Source organism: Streptomyces sp. NPDC001056 (assembly GCF_053598955.1).
Genome location: NZ_JBSFLI010000027.1, coordinates 58,469 through 75,351, shown reverse-complemented (window position 1 = coordinate 75,351; position 16,883 = coordinate 58,469). Strand labels below are relative to the sequence as shown.

The window sequence follows — 16,883 nt, the reverse complement described above, 5'->3', positions numbered from 1 at the left end:
CGGAACTCACCCCGGAGGCGCGGACCATGTCCCGAACCGTCACCGCAGGCATCGACGACTCGCCCGAAAGCCGGACCGCAGCCGAATGGGCGGCCCGCGAGGCGTTGTTGCGCGACCTGCCCCTGAAGATCGTGTACGTCCAGGAGCCCACGCCGAGAATGGCGGCACGGACTCCGCTGTTCGACGTCGACAGCTACCGGCGCTGGGCCGAGCGGATGGCCGAGGAGGCCGCCGCCGGCATCCGGACGCGGCATCCGGACGTCGAGGTGACCACCGCGCAGCTCACGGGGACCGTGGCCGACGTGCTGTGCGAGGCGGCGGGGGACGCGGAGCTGCTGGTGCTGGGCTCCCGGGGGCTCGGGAGGCTCGGCGGGTTCCTGGTCGGCTCGGTGAGCCTCGCCGTCGTGGCCCGCGCCGAGCGCCCGGTGGTGCTCGTGCGGGCGGGAGAGGAGTCGCAGACGGCGGGCGCGCCGTCCGAAGCGTCCGACGAGGGGCCTTCCCTCCCTTCCCTCCCCGTCGTGCTCGGCCTCGACATCGAGGAACCGGCCGACGCACTGCTGGAGTTCGCCTTCGACGCCGCCGCGCGCCGCAAGGTCCCGCTGCGTGCCGTGCACGCCTGGCCCGAGCCGCCGACCTCCTTCTACCGCTTCTACGGAGACGCCGAACTCTACAACGACCTACAGCGCGGTCAGGCCGTTCTCCTGGGCAAGGTGCTGCGGCCCTGGCGGCAGAAGTTCCCGGACGTCGAGGTGATCGAGGCGAGCCGCTGCGGAAGCGCCGCGCAGGTCCTCGTCAACCACTCCCGCGACGCCTCCCTCGTGGCCGTCGGCCGCCGCATCCGCAGCCGTACCTTCGGATTCCACCTCGGCCACGTCCTGCACTCCGCCCTGCACCACATCGCCGCCCCGGTCGCGGTCGTCCCGCACAGCTGACGACCGGGCCCCGGTGTTCGCCGGCACCGGGGCGACGGCTGGCAGGGACGCTCCTCACCGAGGCCCCACCAGGTCCCATTCCCGATCCCACAGGGCCAGACGACGCCGGTCCAGCCGCGCCCGTGCGAAGGCGCCCGCGCCCAGCAGCGGAGCCGCGGCGGCCAGCGCGGCGCCGACGGCGAGGAAGCCCGCCTCGACGCGTCCTTCGCCGGGCTTCGTGGGCGCCGTGGTGACGAGCCGGCCCCGGTCGTCCTGCCACAGCGGCACCGTCGCGCCCGCCGGGAGACTCGGGTCCACCAGCGTGCGCCCGGTACGGGACGTGCCGTCCGGCGCCACCCAGCGCACCGCGTCCTGGACCCGCCCGTCCGCCGACCACTCCGCGGTGACGCCGTGGGGCGCGTCGTCCATCAGGACCGCCCGTACGGGATGCCGGTGGGCGCGCTGCTCCGCGAACCGGTGCTCGGCGGCGCGGAACGCCAGCGGCGCGGCGACGGCACCGACCACCGCCACGAGCACCCACACGGCCAGTACGATCCATGCCTCCACGACGTCCTCGCGCCGGCGCAGCGGATTGCGCCGCCACCGCCACAGATGCCGTCTGCCGCTCATCAAGCCGCTCATCAAGGAGACCTCCGCCTCGTGCCGACCCCTTCGACTCCGACGGTGCCTCCGGCGGGGGTCGCGCGGACAGGGGCGAAGGGACCTCCGCGGCGGGCCGCCCGGGACCGGAATCGGCGCGGGGTGGGGCCATGAGTCCCTTCCGGCGGCGCACCTGGGCGCATACCGGGGCCGGCCGTGCTCTGCGTTCCGGCGCATGATCCGCGGTGCGCGGACGGCCCGCCGCCCGATCCGTCAGGGCAGTTCGACGGAACGGTCCTCCTCCACGACCCGGTACCCCGCGCTCGTGTACAGGTTCATGGCCACCTCGTTGCCGCCCCACACCGTGAACATCAGCGCCGCGTCACCGGCCGCGAACGTGGTCCGCTCGCCGACGGCCATCGCGGCCCGCCCGTGGCCCTTGCCGCGGTGTTCCTCGTGGACGTGCAGCGAGTACACGTAGGTGACCCCGGGCAGGTACGCGTGCCTGAGCCACTCCGTGCCGATCGGCTCGCCCGCCGCCTCCAGTACGAGGAAGGTGTGCTCCGGTGTCGCCAGCCCCTCGGGAAGCAGCGCGGTGAAGTCGTCGTCCGACTTGCGTACGGCATCCTCGTGGCTCATGGCACCCGACCGGACGATGTCGCCGACATAGCTGTGCTTCTCAGGGGCGAGCCAGTCGGCGTACTCGTCCTGTGTCATCGGCCGCGCGGTGACCCCGCCGAGCGGCTCCGGCGGGGCCTCGACGCGCCGCGCCCTGACCTGCCCGTGGACGTCGTAACCGGCGAACACCTCGGCCATGGCGGGATCGACGAGCCGGACACCCACCCGGCGCGCGCCCCGCTTTGCGCACCATGCCTGCGCCCACTCCCGAGCGGCCTGCTCATGCCCCCGTCCGGCGTGGTCCGCGTCGATGTGCAGATCCCCGATACGCCCCGCGAGCACCCCCTTGTCCTCTGCCACGCTCACGGCCACGAACCCCACCCGGACCCCGGCGTCCATGATCCCGGCGACCGTCCAGTCGCCCACGAGGGCGCGGCCCTTGTCCACGTACCTCTCGGCCGCGGCCGCCCCGAGCCCGGCCGCCGAGTAGGAGGCGACGAGCCGACGCTCGCGGTCCTTCCGCCAGGCCGTGGTGTCATCCAGAAAGCTGAATTCCGTCACCCGGTCACATTAGTCACGTTGTCATGAACCTTGATCAGCGAATCCGGACGCCGAGGCCGCGCAGCGCGTTCCCGCGCCTCACAACAGTCTCGCCTCCCCGGCCTTCGCGATCGCCTCCACCCGGTTGCGCGCCCCGAGCTTGTGCATCGCCGCCTGCAGATACGTCTTCACGGTGTTCCGCGCCAGGTTGAGTTCCGCGGCGATCTCCGGGTTCGTGCGGCCCATGGCGACCAGGCGGAGCACGTCGTACTCGCGGCGCGTGATGCCGGCCTCCTGGAGGTGGCGGCGCAGGTCGGCGTCGTCGGGGGCGGAGAGGCGGGGATCGAGGACGGGGGTGCCGGCGGCGACCTTGTGCAGGGCCGTCGTCAGGTCCGGTGTCGCGGCGTCCTTGAGGAGGCAGCCGTCGGCGCCGTGGTCGAGGGCCGTGCGGACCCCCGCGTGGTCGCCGTACGCGGTGAAGAGCAGGACCCGCACGCCGGGAGCCTCCTCGTGGAGGCGGTCGATGACCTCGGGGGCGAGCATGTCGGGGAGCCGGAGGTCGAGGAGCACGACGTCGGGACGCAGCGCCACGGCCTGTCGTACGGCCTCCGCGCCGGTCTGCGCGCTGCCGACCAGGTCGATCCGCCGGTCGTGGCGGACGAGGAGCTTCACGCCGTCGCACACCACCGGGTGGTCGTCGGCCACGAGGACCCGGACCGGCTGCCGGGAACGGGAAGCGGTCACCGCAGCGGCATCCGGATCCGTACGGTGACCCCGGCGTCGTCGTTCTCCACGACCTGCACGTCTCCTCCCAGTCGTTCCAGGCGCTCGCGCACGGCCCCCAGCCCGATGCCGCCGACCGATGGTGTCAGGGACCCGGCGAGGCCCACGCCGTCGTCGGACACCACCGCGGTCAGCTCCCCGTCGGCCGCCATGAGGGTCACGACGACGGACGCGGCCCGGGCGTGCTTCTCGACGTTCAGCAGGGCCTCGCGTATCGCGCCGAGCAGGATACGGAACCGGGCGGGGTCCGGCTCGGGCAGGGGGGTGAGGGTGATCGCGCGAGCGGTGACCCCGGTCCGTTCCTCGAACGCCGCGCAGTCGGCGGTCACGGTGGCGGCGAGCGAACGGCCGGCGGGCAGGTCGCTGAGGGCGGCCAGCGACCGGCGCAGCGCCGTGGACGCCTCCGCGAGCCCCCGCTCGACCGTGCCGAGCCGCTCGGCCAGCTCGGGCGTGGTGTCGCCGTCGGACCGCAGATCCCGTACCTGCGCGCCGACGGTGAAGAGCATCGCCCCCACCGAGTCGTGCAGCGCGACGGCGATCCGGCGCCGCTCCGCGAGGGTGTCCGCCTCGCGCCGGGCGTCCGCCAGTTCGGCGACCGCGAGGGAGAGCGCCGTGGCGTCGGCTATCCGGGTGAGCGCGGCCGTGGCGCGGGTGCCGAAGTCCCCGGGGTCGCGGTAGGCGGCGTAGACCATCCCCAGCACCTCGTCGCCGCGCTGGATCGGCACACCGAGCATGGCCCGGATGCCCTCCGCGTTGATCGGGTCGTCGAACTCATGGGTGATGCTGCGGGAGCGCGCGTAGTCGTGGACACGGCAGGGGCGGTTCGTGGCGAGCACCTTGCCGCCCAGACCGAGCCCGGTGGGGACGACGAGATTGTGCAGTCCGGTGTGGTGGGTGCCGGCCCAGGACCGCACCACCGCGACGCCCGTGTCCTCCATCTCGCCGATCAGCGCGACATCGGCGCCGGTCAGCGCGCAGACCTGGCGTGCCGCCTCCCGAAGGGCGACCCTGCGGTCCAGCAGCGCGACCAGGTGGGAGGGTTCCCAGTCGACTCGGCCCGCACCGCGAGGCTCCCGCGTGTTCCTGCTCATGTGAACACTGTCGCACTCAGACTGGCGAAAACGCGAGGAGGGTCTCCATATGGAGGTGGTACGACCTGCGCCTCGGCCCGATGATGCCTGTCACCGGCCGAGGTACCCGGGTGCGACGCCGAGCCGCCGAGCATCCTGGAGCGGCAGGTCGCGCTCCCTCCGCAGGACAGGCGGGCTGTCCACGCGTGCTACCCCGAGGAGTGACGACGCACATGGGCGTCTACAGCGAGCAGTACCAGCGCAGCATCACCGACCCTGAGGGCTTCTGGGGCGATGCCGCCACCGCGCTCACCTGGTACGAGGAACCGTCGAGCGTCCTGGACGACGCACGGGCACCTCTGTACCGGTGGTTTCCGGACGGAAGGATCAACACCTGTTTCAACGCCCTGGACCGGCATGTCGCCGCGGGCCACGGTGACCGCACGGCGCTGATCTACGACAGCCCCGTCACCGGCACCACGGCCGAGTACACCTACGACGAGCTCCTGCGGCTCACCGCCCGGTTCGCGGGCGTGCTGCGGGGCCTCGGCGTCGGCCGGGGCGACCGCGTGGTCATCTACATGCCGATGGTGCCCGAGGCGGTCGTCGCCATGCTGGCCTGCGCGCGCCTCGGCGCGGTCCACTCCGTCGTCTTCGGCGGATTCGCACCGCGGGAACTCGCCCTGCGCATCGACGACGCCCGCCCCAAGGTCGTGGTGTCCGCGTCCTGCGGCATCGAGGGCAGCCGCGTCATCCCCTACAAGCCCCTGCTCGACCAGGCGCTGCTGCTGGCCCAGTACGCGCCGGACATCAGCGTGATCCTCCAGCGCCCCGAGGTGCAGGCCGAGCTGTCCCTGCGCGACGTCGACTGGGACGAGGCGATGGCCTCCGCCACGCCGGCCGACTGCGAGCCGCTCGACGCCACCGACCCGCTCTACGTCCTGTACACCTCGGGCACCACGGGCCGCCCCAAGGGCGTGGTGCGCGACAACGGCGGGCACGCGGTCGCCCTGGCCTGGAGCATGGCCAACGTCTACGACATCGGCCCCGGCGACGTCTGGTGGGCCGCCTCCGACGTGGGCTGGGTCGTCGGGCACTCGTACATCGTCTACGCCCCCCTCCTCGTCGGCGCCACCACCGTCCTCTACGAGGGCAAGCCGGTCGGCACCCCGGACGCGGGCGCCTTCTGGCGGGTCATCGCCGACCACCGTGTGAAGGCCATGCTCACCGCCCCGACCGCGATGCGCGCGATCAAGAAGCTGGACCCCCACGCCGAGCTGATGGCCGGGTACGACATGGCGAGCTTCCGCTGCCTGTTCCTGGCCGGCGAACGCCTCGACCCGGACACCTACGACTGGGCCCGCACGACACTCGGCGTGCCCGTGATCGACAACTGGTGGCAGACCGAGACGGGCTGGCCGATCGCCGCGAACCCGCGGGGACTGGAGCCGATGGAGGTCAAGGCGGGCTCGCCCAGCGTGCCCATGCCGGGCTACGACCTGCGCATCCTCGACTTCGAGGGCAACGACCGCCCCGCGGGCGAGGAGGGTGCCATCGCCCTGCGGCTGCCCCTGCCGCCCGGCACGCTCACCACCCTGTGGGGCGACGACGAGCGCTACGTGGAGTCGTACCTGTCCCGCTATCCTGGTTACTACCTCACCGGCGACGGTGGATACCGCGACGAGGACGGCTACGTCTTCGTCATGGGCCGGATGGACGACGTGATCAACATCGCCGGGCACCGGCTGTCCACCGGCGCGATGGAGGAGGTCGTCGCCTCCCACCCGGATGTCGCCGAATGCGCTGTCATCGCGGCGTACGACGCGCTGAAGGGTCAGGTGCCGCGCGCCTTCGTGGTGCTCAAGGCGACCGCCACCTGCGACCCCGGCGGACTGGAGCGGGAGATCATCCAGGCGGTGCGCGACCGGATCGGCCCGATCGCCGCGCTCAAGGACGTCACGGTGGTCGCGGCCCTGCCGAAGACCCGTTCCGGCAAGATCCTGCGCGCCTCCATGCGCTCGCTCGCCAACGGGGACGACGCTCCGGTGCCGGCCACCATCGACGACCCCGCCGTACTGGAATCACTGCGCCTCGTGCTGCGCAAGGAGAACTGATGCTGACCGAAGACCCGACCCGTGCGACCGCCGGGGCGCCGAGTGCCGGCAGGCCGGCCGCGCACCCCGCCGCGTCCCGGATCCAGGACGCGCGGCTGGCCGGCCGGATCATGACCGCCGAGGAGGCCGCCGCGCTGATCCCGGCCGGCGCGACGGTCGGCATGAGCGGCTTCACCGGCGCCGGCTACCCCAAGGCGGTGCCCCAGGCCCTCGCCGACCGCATCGCCGCCGCGAGCGAGCGCGGCGAGCGGATGCGGGTCAACGTGTGGACGGGCGCCTCCACCGCTCCCGAACTCGACGGCGTGCTCGCCGAGGCCGAGGGCATCGAACTGCGCCTGCCCTACCAGTCGGACCCCACCACCCGCCGGGAGATCAACGAGGGGCGGATGGAATACCTCGACATGCACCTCTCGCATGTCGCCCAGACGGTCTGGCAGGGCTTCCTCGGGCCGCTGGACATCGCCGTCATCGAGGTCAGCGGCATCACCGAGGACGGCCGGCTCATCCCGTCCTCCTCGGTCGGCAACAACAAGACCTGGATCGAGCGCGCGGACGCCGTGATCCTGGAGGTCAACTCCCGCCAGCCGGCCGAGCTGGAGGGCATGCACGACATCTACTACGGCACCGCCCTGCCCCCGCACCGCACGCCCGTCCCCATCATCCGGCCCACCGACCGCATCGGCGTCCCGTACCTGGGGTGCCCCACCGAGAAGATCATCGCGGTCGTACCGACCGACGCCCCCGACCGCAACACCCCGTTCTCCGCGCCGGACGACACCTCCCAGCGGATCGCCGAGCACGTCCTCGACTTCCTGGCCCACGAGGTCGAGCGGGGCCGTCTCCCGGAGAACCTGCTTCCGCTGCAGTCGGGCGTGGGCAACGTCGCCAACGCCGTGCTCGCCGGGCTCGGCGAGGGGCCGTTCGAGAACCTCACCGCCTACACCGAGGTCATCCAGGACGGCATGCTGCACCTGATCGACACCGGCAAACTGGTCGGCGTCTCGGCCACCGCCTTCTCGCTGAGCCCGGAGGCGGCCGAGCGGTTCAACGCCCGTGCGGGGGAGTACCGCGACAAGATCGTGCTGCGCCCCCAGGAGATCAGCAACCACCCCGAGGTCGTGCGCAGGCTCGGCTGCCTGGCCATGAACGGCATGATCGAGGCCGACATCTACGGCAACGTCAACTCCACCCATGTCATGGGCAGCCGCGTCCAGAACGGCATCGGCGGCTCCGGCGACTTCGCCCGCAACGGTCTGATCTCCTTCTTCCTCAGCCCCTCGCGGGCCAAGCAGGGCGCGATCTCCGCCATCGTGCCCATGGTGTCCCACGTCGACCACACCGAACACGACGTGGACGTCATCGTCACCGAACAGGGCCTCGCCGACCTGCGCGGTCTGTCGCCCAAGCAGCGTGCCCGCCGCATCATCGACCACTGCGCCCACCCGGATTTCCGGCCTGCCCTCCAGGACTACTACGACCGCGCCCTGCACTCCTCCTACGGCCGCCACACCCCGCACCTGCTGGAGGAGTCCCTGTCCTGGCACACACGGTTCATGAGGACCGGTTCCATGCGCTGAACGACGGGACCGGATCACCTTCGAAAAGCGAACGGTAATCACGGAATTCGCTGAGTGAATATCGCTCGGGAACGGCCCGCCGGGTTTATCCGGTGGGCCGCCCGAGATATCATGTCGTTCATGATCTGGGAAATGCTGGGCCTGGGTTTTGTACTCAGTCTCGACAATTTCCGGGTATCGATTGTGCTCGGCACCGTCCCCTTCGGGCTGAGACGCGCGGTGCAGGTCGCGGGGACCTTCGGACTGTGGGACGCGGTCATGCCCCTGATCGGGCTGCTGGTGGGCCACGAGATCGGGGAGTCGATCGAGGGCTACGCGGATGTGGTGGGCGCCGCAGCGCTCGGCGGGTACGGCCTCTACCTCGTCGTCTCGTCCCTGCGCCACCCCGAGCCGGACGAACTCGACCACCCGTGGGCCCTGTTCGGCATCCCGCTGACGCTGAGCCTGGACAACCTGATCGCCGGGGCGAGCCTCGGGATCCTCGGACTCTCGCCCTGGCTGTCGGCCGCCGCCTTCGGCCTCATCACGGCCGGGATGTCCCTGCTCGGCCTGCGCCTCGGCCGCGCCGCTGCACGCCTCGTCCGCGTCCGCTCGGACCTGCTCAGCGGCGTCACCCTGATCATCGCCGCAGCGGCGCTGCCGCTCGTGTCCGGCGGCTAGCGCACGCGCGTGTTCGGCGGCCGGCCCGCGCGCCCGGCCGGTCGACGCACCTGGTGCGGGCGTGGGACCAGCGGAGGACGGCCGGCGCCCTGCGGGGAGTCGGCGGCCTGGACCGCCCGGGTGACCAGCTCGTGGTCGGGCGACAGATGGCAGACCGGGTCGGTGCGCGCCGCGTCGCCGGTGAGCTGGAACGCCTGGCAGCGGCACCCGCCGAAGTCCACCTCCCGCCGGGGACAGGAGCGGCAGGGCTCCGGCATCCAGTCGGTCCCCCGGAACGCGTTCATCACCGGCGCGTCGGTCCAGATCCGCTCCAGCGGGTCCTCGCGCACACTGGCCCGCGGCAAGGGCAGCGGCTGGGCGGCCGGACACGGAAGGACGTCGCCGTTCGGCGTGATGGTCAGCTGCCGTGATGCCCAACCGCCCATGCAGGGCTTCGGATAGCGGCTGTAGTAGTCCGGGATGACGTAGATGATGTCCATCCGGTCCCGCAGCCGCGCGCCCGCGGCCCGTACGACACCCTCGGCCGCCTCCAGCTGCGACCGGCTCGGCAGCAGCGCGGCGCGGTTGCGCCAGGCCCAGCCGTAGTACTGGGTGTTGGCCAGCTCCACCCGGTCCGCGCCCACCTCCTCGGCCAGCGCGAGCACCTCGGCGACACGGTCGATGTTGTACCGGTGCAGCACCACGTTCATGGTCAGGGGCCAGCCCAGCTCCTTGACCACGCCCATCGCCTCGACCTTGCGCCGGAAGGAGGGGACCCCGGCGATCCGGTCGGACATCGCGGGCTCGTCGGCCTGGACGCTGACCTGCACATGGTCCAGGCCCGCCGCCCGCAGCTCCTCCGCCCTCGCCCGCGAGAACCCCAGGGCGCTGGTGATCAGGTTGGTGTAAAGGCCCAGGTCATGGGCGTGTGCCACGATCGCCACCAGGTCGCGTCGCAGCAGCGGTTCGCCGCCGGACAGATGGCACTGCAGCACCCCCAGATCACCGGCCTCCGTCAGTACCCGCAGCCACTCCTCGGTGGTCAGCTCGTCCCCGTAGTCGGCCAGGTTCAGCGGGTTCGAGCAGTACGGGCACGCCAACGGGCAGCGGTACGTCAGCTCGGCGAGCAGACCGAACGGGCTATCCATCGCCATCGCCTGCCCCCTCGCCTGCCCCCTCGCCTCGCCCTTCGCCGAGCTCCACATAGCGCCGGGCGACGAGCCGCGACAGGAACTGCCGTACCTCGGCCTCGGGAACGCGCTGGTAGCGCCCGCCGAGTTCGCTCACGATCGCGGCGACGGTGCGCCGGCCGTCGCACAGGTCGAGGACCGCCGCACCGGTGTCGTTCAGCACCACTACCGCCTCGGGGTGCAGCAGGATCCGGCGCTGCCTGGTCCGGTCGAAGCCCAGCCGGGCATGGCGCGCCAGCCGGGGCCGGTCCGAGCCGGCCACCCCGACGGTGCTCGCCCGGTGCGTTCCGGTGGGGGTCGCGTCCATGATCGTCACTCCGGATAGGCCTGGTCGACGGCGTCCATCAGGCTCCACAGGACGTCGCACTTGAACGACAGCGCGTCCACGGCGCGCGCCCGCGACTCGGCGGTCACGCAGTGGGCGGTGACCACCTCCAGGGCGTGTTCGCAGTCCCGCGGGGCCTGTTCGAGACGGGCCCGGAAGTAGGCGAGGCCCTCGGGGGCGATCCACGGGTACCATCGCTCGAACCCGGCCAGCCGCGCGGCCATCAGGTCGGGCGCGAACATCTCGGTGAGCGAGGACGCCACCGCCTCCACCCACGGCCGGGTCCGGGCGAAGTTCACATAGGCGTCAACGGCGAACCGCACCCCCGGCACCAGATGCCGGTGGTCCAGGAGCTCCTCGCGGCCCAGCCCGGCGGCCTCGCCGAGGCGCAGCCAGGCATCGATGCCGCCCTCCCCGGCGGCGGTGCCGTCATGGTCGAGGATGCGCCGGACCCAGCGGCGGCGGACCTCCGGGTCGGGGCAGTTGGACAGGATCGCGGCGTCCTTGCGGGGGATGTTCTCCTGGTAGTAGAAGCGGTTCGCGACCCAGCCCCGGACCTGTTCGCGGCTCAGGCGGCCGGCGTTCATCCGTACGTGGAACGGGTGCTGGTCGTGGTACCGCCGCGAGTGGGCTCGCAGCGCCTCCACGAAACCGTCCGCGCTCGCTGCCGTGGCCGTCGTCGTCACGGCACTACACCTGGACCTCAAGGCCGTCCATGGCAACCTCCATGCCGTACTCCTCCACGGTACGCCGCTCGGGCGTGCCCTCCAGGAGGACCGGATTGGTGTTGTTCATGTGCACGAAGATCGTCCGCCGCACGCCCAGGGACGAGAGCTGCGCCAGGCTGCCGTCCGGTCCGTCGAGGGGCAGATGGCCCATCTCCCGGGACGTCTTTCGCGCCAGGCCGAGCCGCACCAGTTCGTCGTCGCGCCAGCACGTCCCGTCGATCAGCAGGCATGGGCAGCCCTCGATCTCCCTGCGCAGCGCCCGGGTCAGCGCCTGCACGGCCGGCAGGTACACCAGCGTTCCGCCGGTGCGCTCGTCGGTCAGCCGGTACCCCACGACACGGTCGGGTTCCGGGCCGCCGCCGAACCGGGGGTGCTTGGTGGTGGGCACGTCGAAAGCCCGGCACGACAGGCCGTCCGCCAGGGGGAAGTCCGTGCCGGGGATCACCGAGCGCCACTCCACCGGGCAGTAGTGCTCCAGCGTGCGCAGGATCCCCGAGCCGTCCCACAGGGTCTTGTGCACCGCCGGGGTGGCGTACAGCAGCAGGGTGTGGGCCTCGCGCAGCATCAGCAGGCCCAGCGTGTGGTCCAGCTCCGCGTCGGTGAGCAGCACCGCCTCCAGCGGCGTCGTACGGTCCTCGCGCGGACGCAGCCCGGGGAAGCTCTCGATCTGGGCGCGGACGTCGGGAGAGGCGTTGACGAGGAACCACCGGCGGCCGTCGGCGCTGACCGCCACCGACGACTGGGTGCGCGGGACACCGGCCCCCGAACGGACCGCGGCGCACACCGGGCAGCCGCAGTTCCACTGCGGGGACCCGCCGCCCGCCGCCGAGCCCAGCACACGCAGCAACATGACGGCACCTCCGTCCGCCGTAGGGACGTCCAAGGGCCCGAGTGCCGGGTGGCGCCGGATCGGTTCCGGCGCCACCCCGACGGACCGCTCCTTACGTCCGCTACTCCTCCAGCCGGGCGAGGTACATCGTCACCTCGGCCGCGACCACGATCTCGTCGAACTCCGGTGTCTCCCACACGGCGAGCTCGCACTCCATGGATCCACCTCCTCTCTGCCCCATCGCGGCAGGCTCCGGTCACGCGCTACGACGATTCCGGAAGGGCGAAGGCGAACAGGGCGCTTCCGTGCCCCGCGCCGAGCATGCCGGGCAGGAACCCCTCGGCCCAGCCGCCCCAGCCGACCGGCACGGCGACGTACTGCCTTCCGTCGACCATGTAGGTGGTCGGGCTGCTGTGGTGGCCGCTGCCGCACTGGAACTTCCACAGCGGCTCCCCGGTGCGGGCGTCGAGCGCGTCGAACTCACCGGAGGGCTCCCCGGCGAACACCAGGTCGCCGCCGGTGGCCAACGTCGAGGCGCACATCGGCAGTTCGTTGCGCCAGCGCCACTTTTCCTCGCCGCTCGCGTCGAACGCGCTGACGGAACCGGCCATGTCCTCGATGTCCACCTGAACGCCCGCGCCCCAGTAGGGGATGCTCTCCTTGAACTCCCGGCGCCGCCGGGTGGCCGTGGCACCGGTGTCCTGGACCGGGACGTAGAACAGCTCGGTCTTCGGGCTGTAGGACGCGTGCGTCCACTCCTTGGCACCGGCCGGGCCGGGGTAGAAGTGGACCGGGACGCCCTCCTCGTCCGGGTAGAGCTTGGCCGTCACCTGGCCGTCCCGCGTGATCGCTCCCCAGGTGATGCGGTCCACGAAGGGAGTGATCGAGACCCGCTCGCCGTTCGTGCGGTCGAGGACGAAGAAGTAGCCGTTCTTGTCGAAGTGGCCCAGCAGTTTGCGCCCGCCCTGCTCGAACAGGATGCACTCGGCGATGCTGTCGTAGTCCCACAGGTCGTGCGGGGTGCACTGGTAGTACCAGCGGATCTGACCGCTGTCCACGTCGACGGCGATGATGCTGTCCGTGAACAGGTTGTCGCCCTCGCGGACCGCTCCGTCGAAGTCGGGCGCCGGGTTGCCGGTGCCCACGTACAGCAGGTTCGTCTCGGGGTCGAAGGTGCCGGTGAGCCAGCAGTTCGCCCCGCCCCGCGCCCAGGCCTCGCCGTCGGCCGGCCAGGTCTCCGCACCCGGCTCCCCGGGCTTCGGCACGGTGTAGCAGCGCCACTGGTGCTCGCCGCTCTCCAGGTCGAACGCGTCGAGATGACCGCGCACGCCGAACTCGCCGCCCGAACTGCCCACGATGACCATGTTCTTCACGATCAGCGGGGCGACCGTGGCGCTCTCGCCGGCCCGGACGTCGCCGTAGGTCTTGGACCAGACCTGCTTGCCGGTGGTGGCGTCGAGCGCGATCAGCCGGGCGTTCGCCGTGACGAAGAAGACCTTGCCCTGGGCCACCGCGACGCCGCGGTTCACGTTCCCGCAGCACAAGGACACGTCGAAGGGGACCGCGTGCTTGTACCGCCAGATCTCCGTGCCCGTCTTCGCGTTCAGGGCCCAGACCCAGCCGTCCCAGCCGGACAGGAACATGACCCCGTCCACGACGATCGGGGCGGCCTCGAAGGAGTAGGTCGACGCGCCGGCGATCAGACCGGTGGTGCCGGCCTGGAAGACCCACGCGGGGACCATGTGCTTGACGGTCTCGGTGTTGATCTGGTCCAGCGTGCTGAAACGCTGCCCGTTGTAGGCGCCGTAGTAGGTGAGCCAGTTCTGGGGTTCCTCGCGGGCCCGCAGAATGCGTTCGTAGCCGACGTCGGCCACCACCGGCGGCGCGACCTCTCCGCCCGCGACCTTGCCGCTCAGGTTGCCCTGGTCGACGGCCTCGCCCGCGTCCACGTAGTCGACGGTCATGCGCTCCGCCTCCTTCCCTTACGGTCGCGGCTGTTCCGGACGGTCGAGGCGGGCCTCCGGCGGAGCGTCCCCGAGCACGACGATGGACCCGGTCAGTCCCCGGCCCTCGTCATTGCCCGTGGGCGAGCCGAACCAGTAGTAGCCCGGTCCGTCGAGGTTGAGGTGCGCGTGTCCGCGCGAATGGTTCACCAGCCAGATGAACTTCCGGTCACCGTTGCTCGGCAGAAGCGCGCAGTGCGTGTTCAGGTCGTCATTGACGAGTTCGAGCTCGATGTCTCCTCCATGCGGCATGACCAGAATGGAGGGATCCCAGGAAAGCTCATCGGGATTGATGCGAATAGTGGCCCGCATGTGGCCGTCCGGCTCTTCGGCGGCGCGGCCGATGCTTCCGGTGCCCAGTACCTGGCCCAGCGCCGCTTTGTTCTGTGCGTTCAACCCGATCTGGTCCAGCAGGTCGGTTCGCTCCCGCGTGGTCGTCATCGGGGCTTCACTCTCCTCGTCGATAACCGCTGGTCGAATTTACCTCTCCTTCTTTTCTGTGCGTTTTACTGCGCCTCGAACGAATCACGCCGAAAAAGAATGGAAATATTCTTCCGTAAACACGCTACGCCGGACGGATCACCCGGACAAGGGCGACCGGGAGTCCGGGCCGGCGCCTGCCGTTCACCCGCTCATCGCTACCGCTCGTTCGCTTCCTACGACCGCTGGGACCGGCAGAGGTCGTAGCGGTCGAGGTTCATGACCTTGTCCCACGCGGCGACGAAGTCCCGTACGAACTTCTCCCGCGCGTCGTCGCTCGCGTAGACCTCCGCCACCACGCGCAGCTCGGAGTCCGAGCCGAAGACCAGGTCGACGCGGCTGCCGGTCCACTTGAGCGCTCCGGTCGCGCGGTCGCGGCCCTCGAAGGTCCGCGCGCCGGGAGTGACCGGCTCCCACGTCGTGTCCACGTCGAGCAGGTTCACGAAGAAGTCGTTGGTCAGCGACTCCGGCGCCGAGGTGAAGACGCCCAGCGGCGACTGCCGGTGGTTGGCGCCCAGCACCCGCAGGCCGCCCACCAGGACGGTCGTCTCGGGCGCGCTGAGGTTCAGCAGGTTCGCCCGGTCGATCAGCAGATGCTCGGCGGGCAGGCGGGGGCCGCCCTTGCCGAGGTAGTTGCGGAACCCGTCCGCGGCCGGTTCCAGCGCGGCGAAGGACGCCACGTCGGTCCACTCCTGCGGGGCGTCCGTACGTCCCGGCACGAAGGGCACCCGGACGTCGTGGCCCGCGCGCCCGGCGGCCCGCTCGACGGCGGCGGCCCCGCCGAGCACGACGAGGTCGGCCAGCGAGACCCGCTTGCCCCCGCTCTGCGCGCTGTCGAACGATTCCCGGATCCCCTCCAGGGTGGTCAGCGTCCGGGCCAGCGCGTCGGGCTCGTTGACCTCCCAGTCCCGCTGCGGCGCGAGCCGTATGCGGGCGCCGTTCGCCCCGCCCCGCTTGTCGCTGACCCGGAACGTCGAGGCCGACGCCCACGCCGTCGAGACGAGCCGGCCGATCGACAGCCCGGAGGCGAGGATCCGGCTCTTGAGCGCGGCGATGTCCGCCGCGTCGACGAGCGGGTGGTCCACGGCCGGGACCCGGTCCTGCCACAGCAGCCGCTCGCGGGGGACCAGCGGCCCGAGGTACCGCTGGATCGGGCCCATGTCGAGGTGCGTCAGCTTGAACCACACCCGGGCGAAGGCATCCGCGAGCTGGTCCGGATGCTCCAGGAAGCGCCGTGCGATCGGCTCGTAGACCGGGTCGAGACGCAGCGCGAGGTCCGTCGTCAGGATGGTCGGGGCGTGCGTCGCGGCCGGGTCGTGGGCGTCCGGCACGGTACCGGCCCCGGCGCCGTCCTTGGGGATCCACTGCCACAGGCCGCCGGGGCTCAGCTCCAGCTCCCACTCGTAGCCGAACAAGGTCTCGAAGAAGCTGTTGTCCCAGCGGGTCGGGGTCGGCGTCCACGTGCCTTCGAGGCCGCTGGAGATGGCGTCACCGGCCATTCCGGTGCCGTAGCCGCTCCGCCAGCCCAGGCCCTGCTGGTCGAGCGGGGCGCCCTCGGGCTCGGGTCCGAGCCAGGCCTCCGGGTCGGCCGCGCCATGGGTCTTGCCGAAGGTGTGGCCGCCCGCGATCAGCGCGACGGTCTCCTCGTCGTCCATCCCCATGCGCCGGAACGTCTCGCGGATGTCCCGCGCCGAGGTCAGCGGGTCCGGGACGGTGTTCGGGCCCTCCGGATTGACGTAGATGAGGCCCATCTGCGCGGCGGCCAGCGGCCGCTCCAGCTCCCGTACGCCGCCGTGGCGTTCGTCGCCGAGCCAGACCCGCTCGGGGCCCCAGTACACGTCCTCGTCGGACTCCCAGATCTCCGCCCGGCCGCCCGCGAAGCCGAAGGTGCGGAAACCCATCGACTCCAGGGCGCGGTTGCCCGCGAAGACCATCAGGTCGGGCCAGGAGATCTTCCGTCCGTACTTCTTCTTCACCGGCCACAGCAGCCGGCGCGCCTTGTCGAGATTGCGGTTGTCGGGCCAGCTGTTCACCGGCGCGAAGCGCTGCATGCCGCAGCTCGCGCCGCCGCGGCCGTCGCCGACGCGGTACGTCCCGGCGCAGTGCCACACCATCCGGAGCACGAGCGGCCCGTAGTGCCCGTAGTCGGCGGGCCACCAGGGCTGCGAGGTCGTCAGCACCGCGTCGACGTCGCGCGCGAGGGCGTCGAGGTCGAGGGTGGCGAACTCCGCGGCGTAGTCGAAGTCCTCGCCCATCGGGTCGGCCGTGGCGGGGTGTTTGCGCAGGACCGAGAGGTCGAGCCGGTTCGGCCACCAGTCGCGGTTGCGCATGCCGCCGCCCGGGCCGTTGCGCGCCCCGGCCGCGGCGGACAGTCCGAGACCGCGGCCCGCACTCGTCACGCTCCTCTCGCCCGCGACGGCGTCCCGAGTGTCCGACACGGGGACCTCCTTCCCGGAACATGGGCGGTTGCCGGTGG

Annotated in this window: 16 protein-coding genes; 4 read left to right on the top strand and 12 right to left on the bottom strand. The window is 71.6% G+C overall.

Annotated elements, in window-relative coordinates; genetic code table 11:
* Positions 1 to 26: 26 nt before the first annotated feature.
* Positions 27 to 932, top strand: coding sequence for a universal stress protein (locus ACWDD7_RS27680; RefSeq protein ID WP_450459416.1), 906 nt, complete (start codon positions 27 to 29; stop codon positions 930 to 932).
* A gap of 54 nt (positions 933 to 986) precedes the next feature.
* Here ACWDD7_RS27680 and ACWDD7_RS27675 read toward each other — a convergent pair whose 3' ends face one another.
* The 4 genes from ACWDD7_RS27675 to ACWDD7_RS27660 all read right to left on the bottom strand — a co-directional run bounded on the left by ACWDD7_RS27675 (position 987) and on the right by ACWDD7_RS27660 (position 4,543).
* Positions 987 to 1,553: an Rv1733c family protein gene (locus ACWDD7_RS27675; RefSeq protein ID WP_450459415.1), complete on the bottom strand. Its 567-nt coding sequence runs from the start codon at positions 1,551 to 1,553 to the stop codon at positions 987 to 989.
* A 231-nt stretch (positions 1,554 to 1,784) separates the two neighbouring features.
* On the bottom strand, positions 1,785 to 2,690 hold the full coding sequence (locus ACWDD7_RS27670) for an N-acetyltransferase family protein (RefSeq protein WP_450459414.1): 906 nt from the start codon (positions 2,688 to 2,690) through the stop codon (positions 1,785 to 1,787).
* A gap of 78 nt (positions 2,691 to 2,768) precedes the next feature.
* Positions 2,769 to 3,413, bottom strand: coding sequence for a response regulator transcription factor (locus ACWDD7_RS27665; protein WP_351871666.1), 645 nt, complete (start codon positions 3,411 to 3,413; stop codon positions 2,769 to 2,771).
* Positions 3,410 to 4,543: a GAF domain-containing sensor histidine kinase gene (locus ACWDD7_RS27660; RefSeq protein WP_351871663.1), complete on the bottom strand. Its 1,134-nt coding sequence runs from the start codon at positions 4,541 to 4,543 to the stop codon at positions 3,410 to 3,412. The genes ACWDD7_RS27665 and ACWDD7_RS27660 overlap by 4 nt, the downstream gene beginning before the upstream one ends.
* A gap of 212 nt (positions 4,544 to 4,755) precedes the next feature.
* On the opposite strand from ACWDD7_RS27660, the gene ACWDD7_RS27655 reads away from it, so the two are divergent.
* The 3 genes from ACWDD7_RS27655 to ACWDD7_RS27645 all read left to right on the top strand — a co-directional run bounded on the left by ACWDD7_RS27655 (position 4,756) and on the right by ACWDD7_RS27645 (position 8,873).
* Positions 4,756 to 6,636 (top strand): propionyl-CoA synthetase, encoded by a 1,881-nt coding sequence (locus tag ACWDD7_RS27655; protein ID WP_450459413.1) that lies wholly within the window; start codon positions 4,756 to 4,758, stop codon positions 6,634 to 6,636.
* Complete coding sequence (locus ACWDD7_RS27650; protein WP_351871657.1) at positions 6,636 to 8,213, top strand: acetyl-CoA hydrolase/transferase family protein; 1,578 nt, start codon at positions 6,636 to 6,638, stop codon at positions 8,211 to 8,213. Before ACWDD7_RS27655 ends, ACWDD7_RS27650 begins: the two co-directional genes overlap by 1 nt.
* Before the next feature lie 120 nt (positions 8,214 to 8,333).
* Entirely contained in the window at positions 8,334 to 8,873 is a 540-nt protein-coding gene (locus ACWDD7_RS27645) for a manganese efflux pump MntP (RefSeq protein ID WP_450459412.1), read from the top strand.
* Here the strand turns inward: ACWDD7_RS27645 and pqqE are convergent.
* The 8 genes from pqqE to katG form a co-directional block, all read right to left on the bottom strand.
* Positions 8,870 to 10,000, bottom strand: coding sequence for a pyrroloquinoline quinone biosynthesis protein PqqE (pqqE, locus tag ACWDD7_RS27640; RefSeq protein ID WP_450459451.1), 1,131 nt, complete (start codon positions 9,998 to 10,000; stop codon positions 8,870 to 8,872). The genes ACWDD7_RS27645 and pqqE overlap by 4 nt on opposite strands.
* Positions 9,993 to 10,349 carry a pyrroloquinoline quinone biosynthesis peptide chaperone PqqD gene (pqqD, locus tag ACWDD7_RS27635; RefSeq protein ID WP_450459411.1) on the bottom strand — a complete coding sequence of 119 codons (357 nt, stop codon included), beginning with the start codon at positions 10,347 to 10,349 and terminating at the stop codon, positions 9,993 to 9,995. The genes pqqE and pqqD overlap by 8 nt, the downstream gene beginning before the upstream one ends.
* Positions 10,350 to 10,354: 5 nt before the next feature.
* A complete protein-coding gene (pqqC, locus tag ACWDD7_RS27630) occupies positions 10,355 to 11,053 on the bottom strand; it encodes a pyrroloquinoline-quinone synthase PqqC (protein ID WP_450459410.1) in 699 nt (232 codons plus the stop codon).
* 4 nt (positions 11,054 to 11,057) lie between these two features.
* A complete protein-coding gene (gene pqqB / locus ACWDD7_RS27625; RefSeq protein ID WP_450459409.1) occupies positions 11,058 to 11,945 on the bottom strand; it encodes a pyrroloquinoline quinone biosynthesis protein PqqB in 888 nt (295 codons plus the stop codon).
* Between the two features lie 100 nt (positions 11,946 to 12,045).
* On the bottom strand, positions 12,046 to 12,141 hold the full coding sequence (pqqA, locus tag ACWDD7_RS27620) for a pyrroloquinoline quinone precursor peptide PqqA (protein WP_285555765.1): 96 nt from the start codon (positions 12,139 to 12,141) through the stop codon (positions 12,046 to 12,048).
* 46 nt (positions 12,142 to 12,187) lie between these two features.
* The gene (locus tag ACWDD7_RS27615; RefSeq protein WP_450459408.1) at positions 12,188 to 13,888 is read right to left on the bottom strand and encodes a PQQ-dependent dehydrogenase, methanol/ethanol family; all 1,701 of its coding nucleotides are present in this window, start codon (positions 13,886 to 13,888) and stop codon (positions 12,188 to 12,190) included.
* An 18-nt stretch (positions 13,889 to 13,906) separates the two neighbouring features.
* Positions 13,907 to 14,368: an MSMEG_3727 family PQQ-associated protein gene (locus ACWDD7_RS27610; RefSeq protein ID WP_450459407.1), complete on the bottom strand. Its 462-nt coding sequence runs from the start codon at positions 14,366 to 14,368 to the stop codon at positions 13,907 to 13,909.
* Positions 14,369 to 14,583: 215 nt separating this feature from the next.
* Positions 14,584 to 16,779: a catalase/peroxidase HPI gene (katG, locus tag ACWDD7_RS27605; RefSeq protein WP_450459450.1), complete on the bottom strand. Its 2,196-nt coding sequence runs from the start codon at positions 16,777 to 16,779 to the stop codon at positions 14,584 to 14,586.
* Between the last annotated feature and the right edge of the window lie 104 nt (positions 16,780 to 16,883).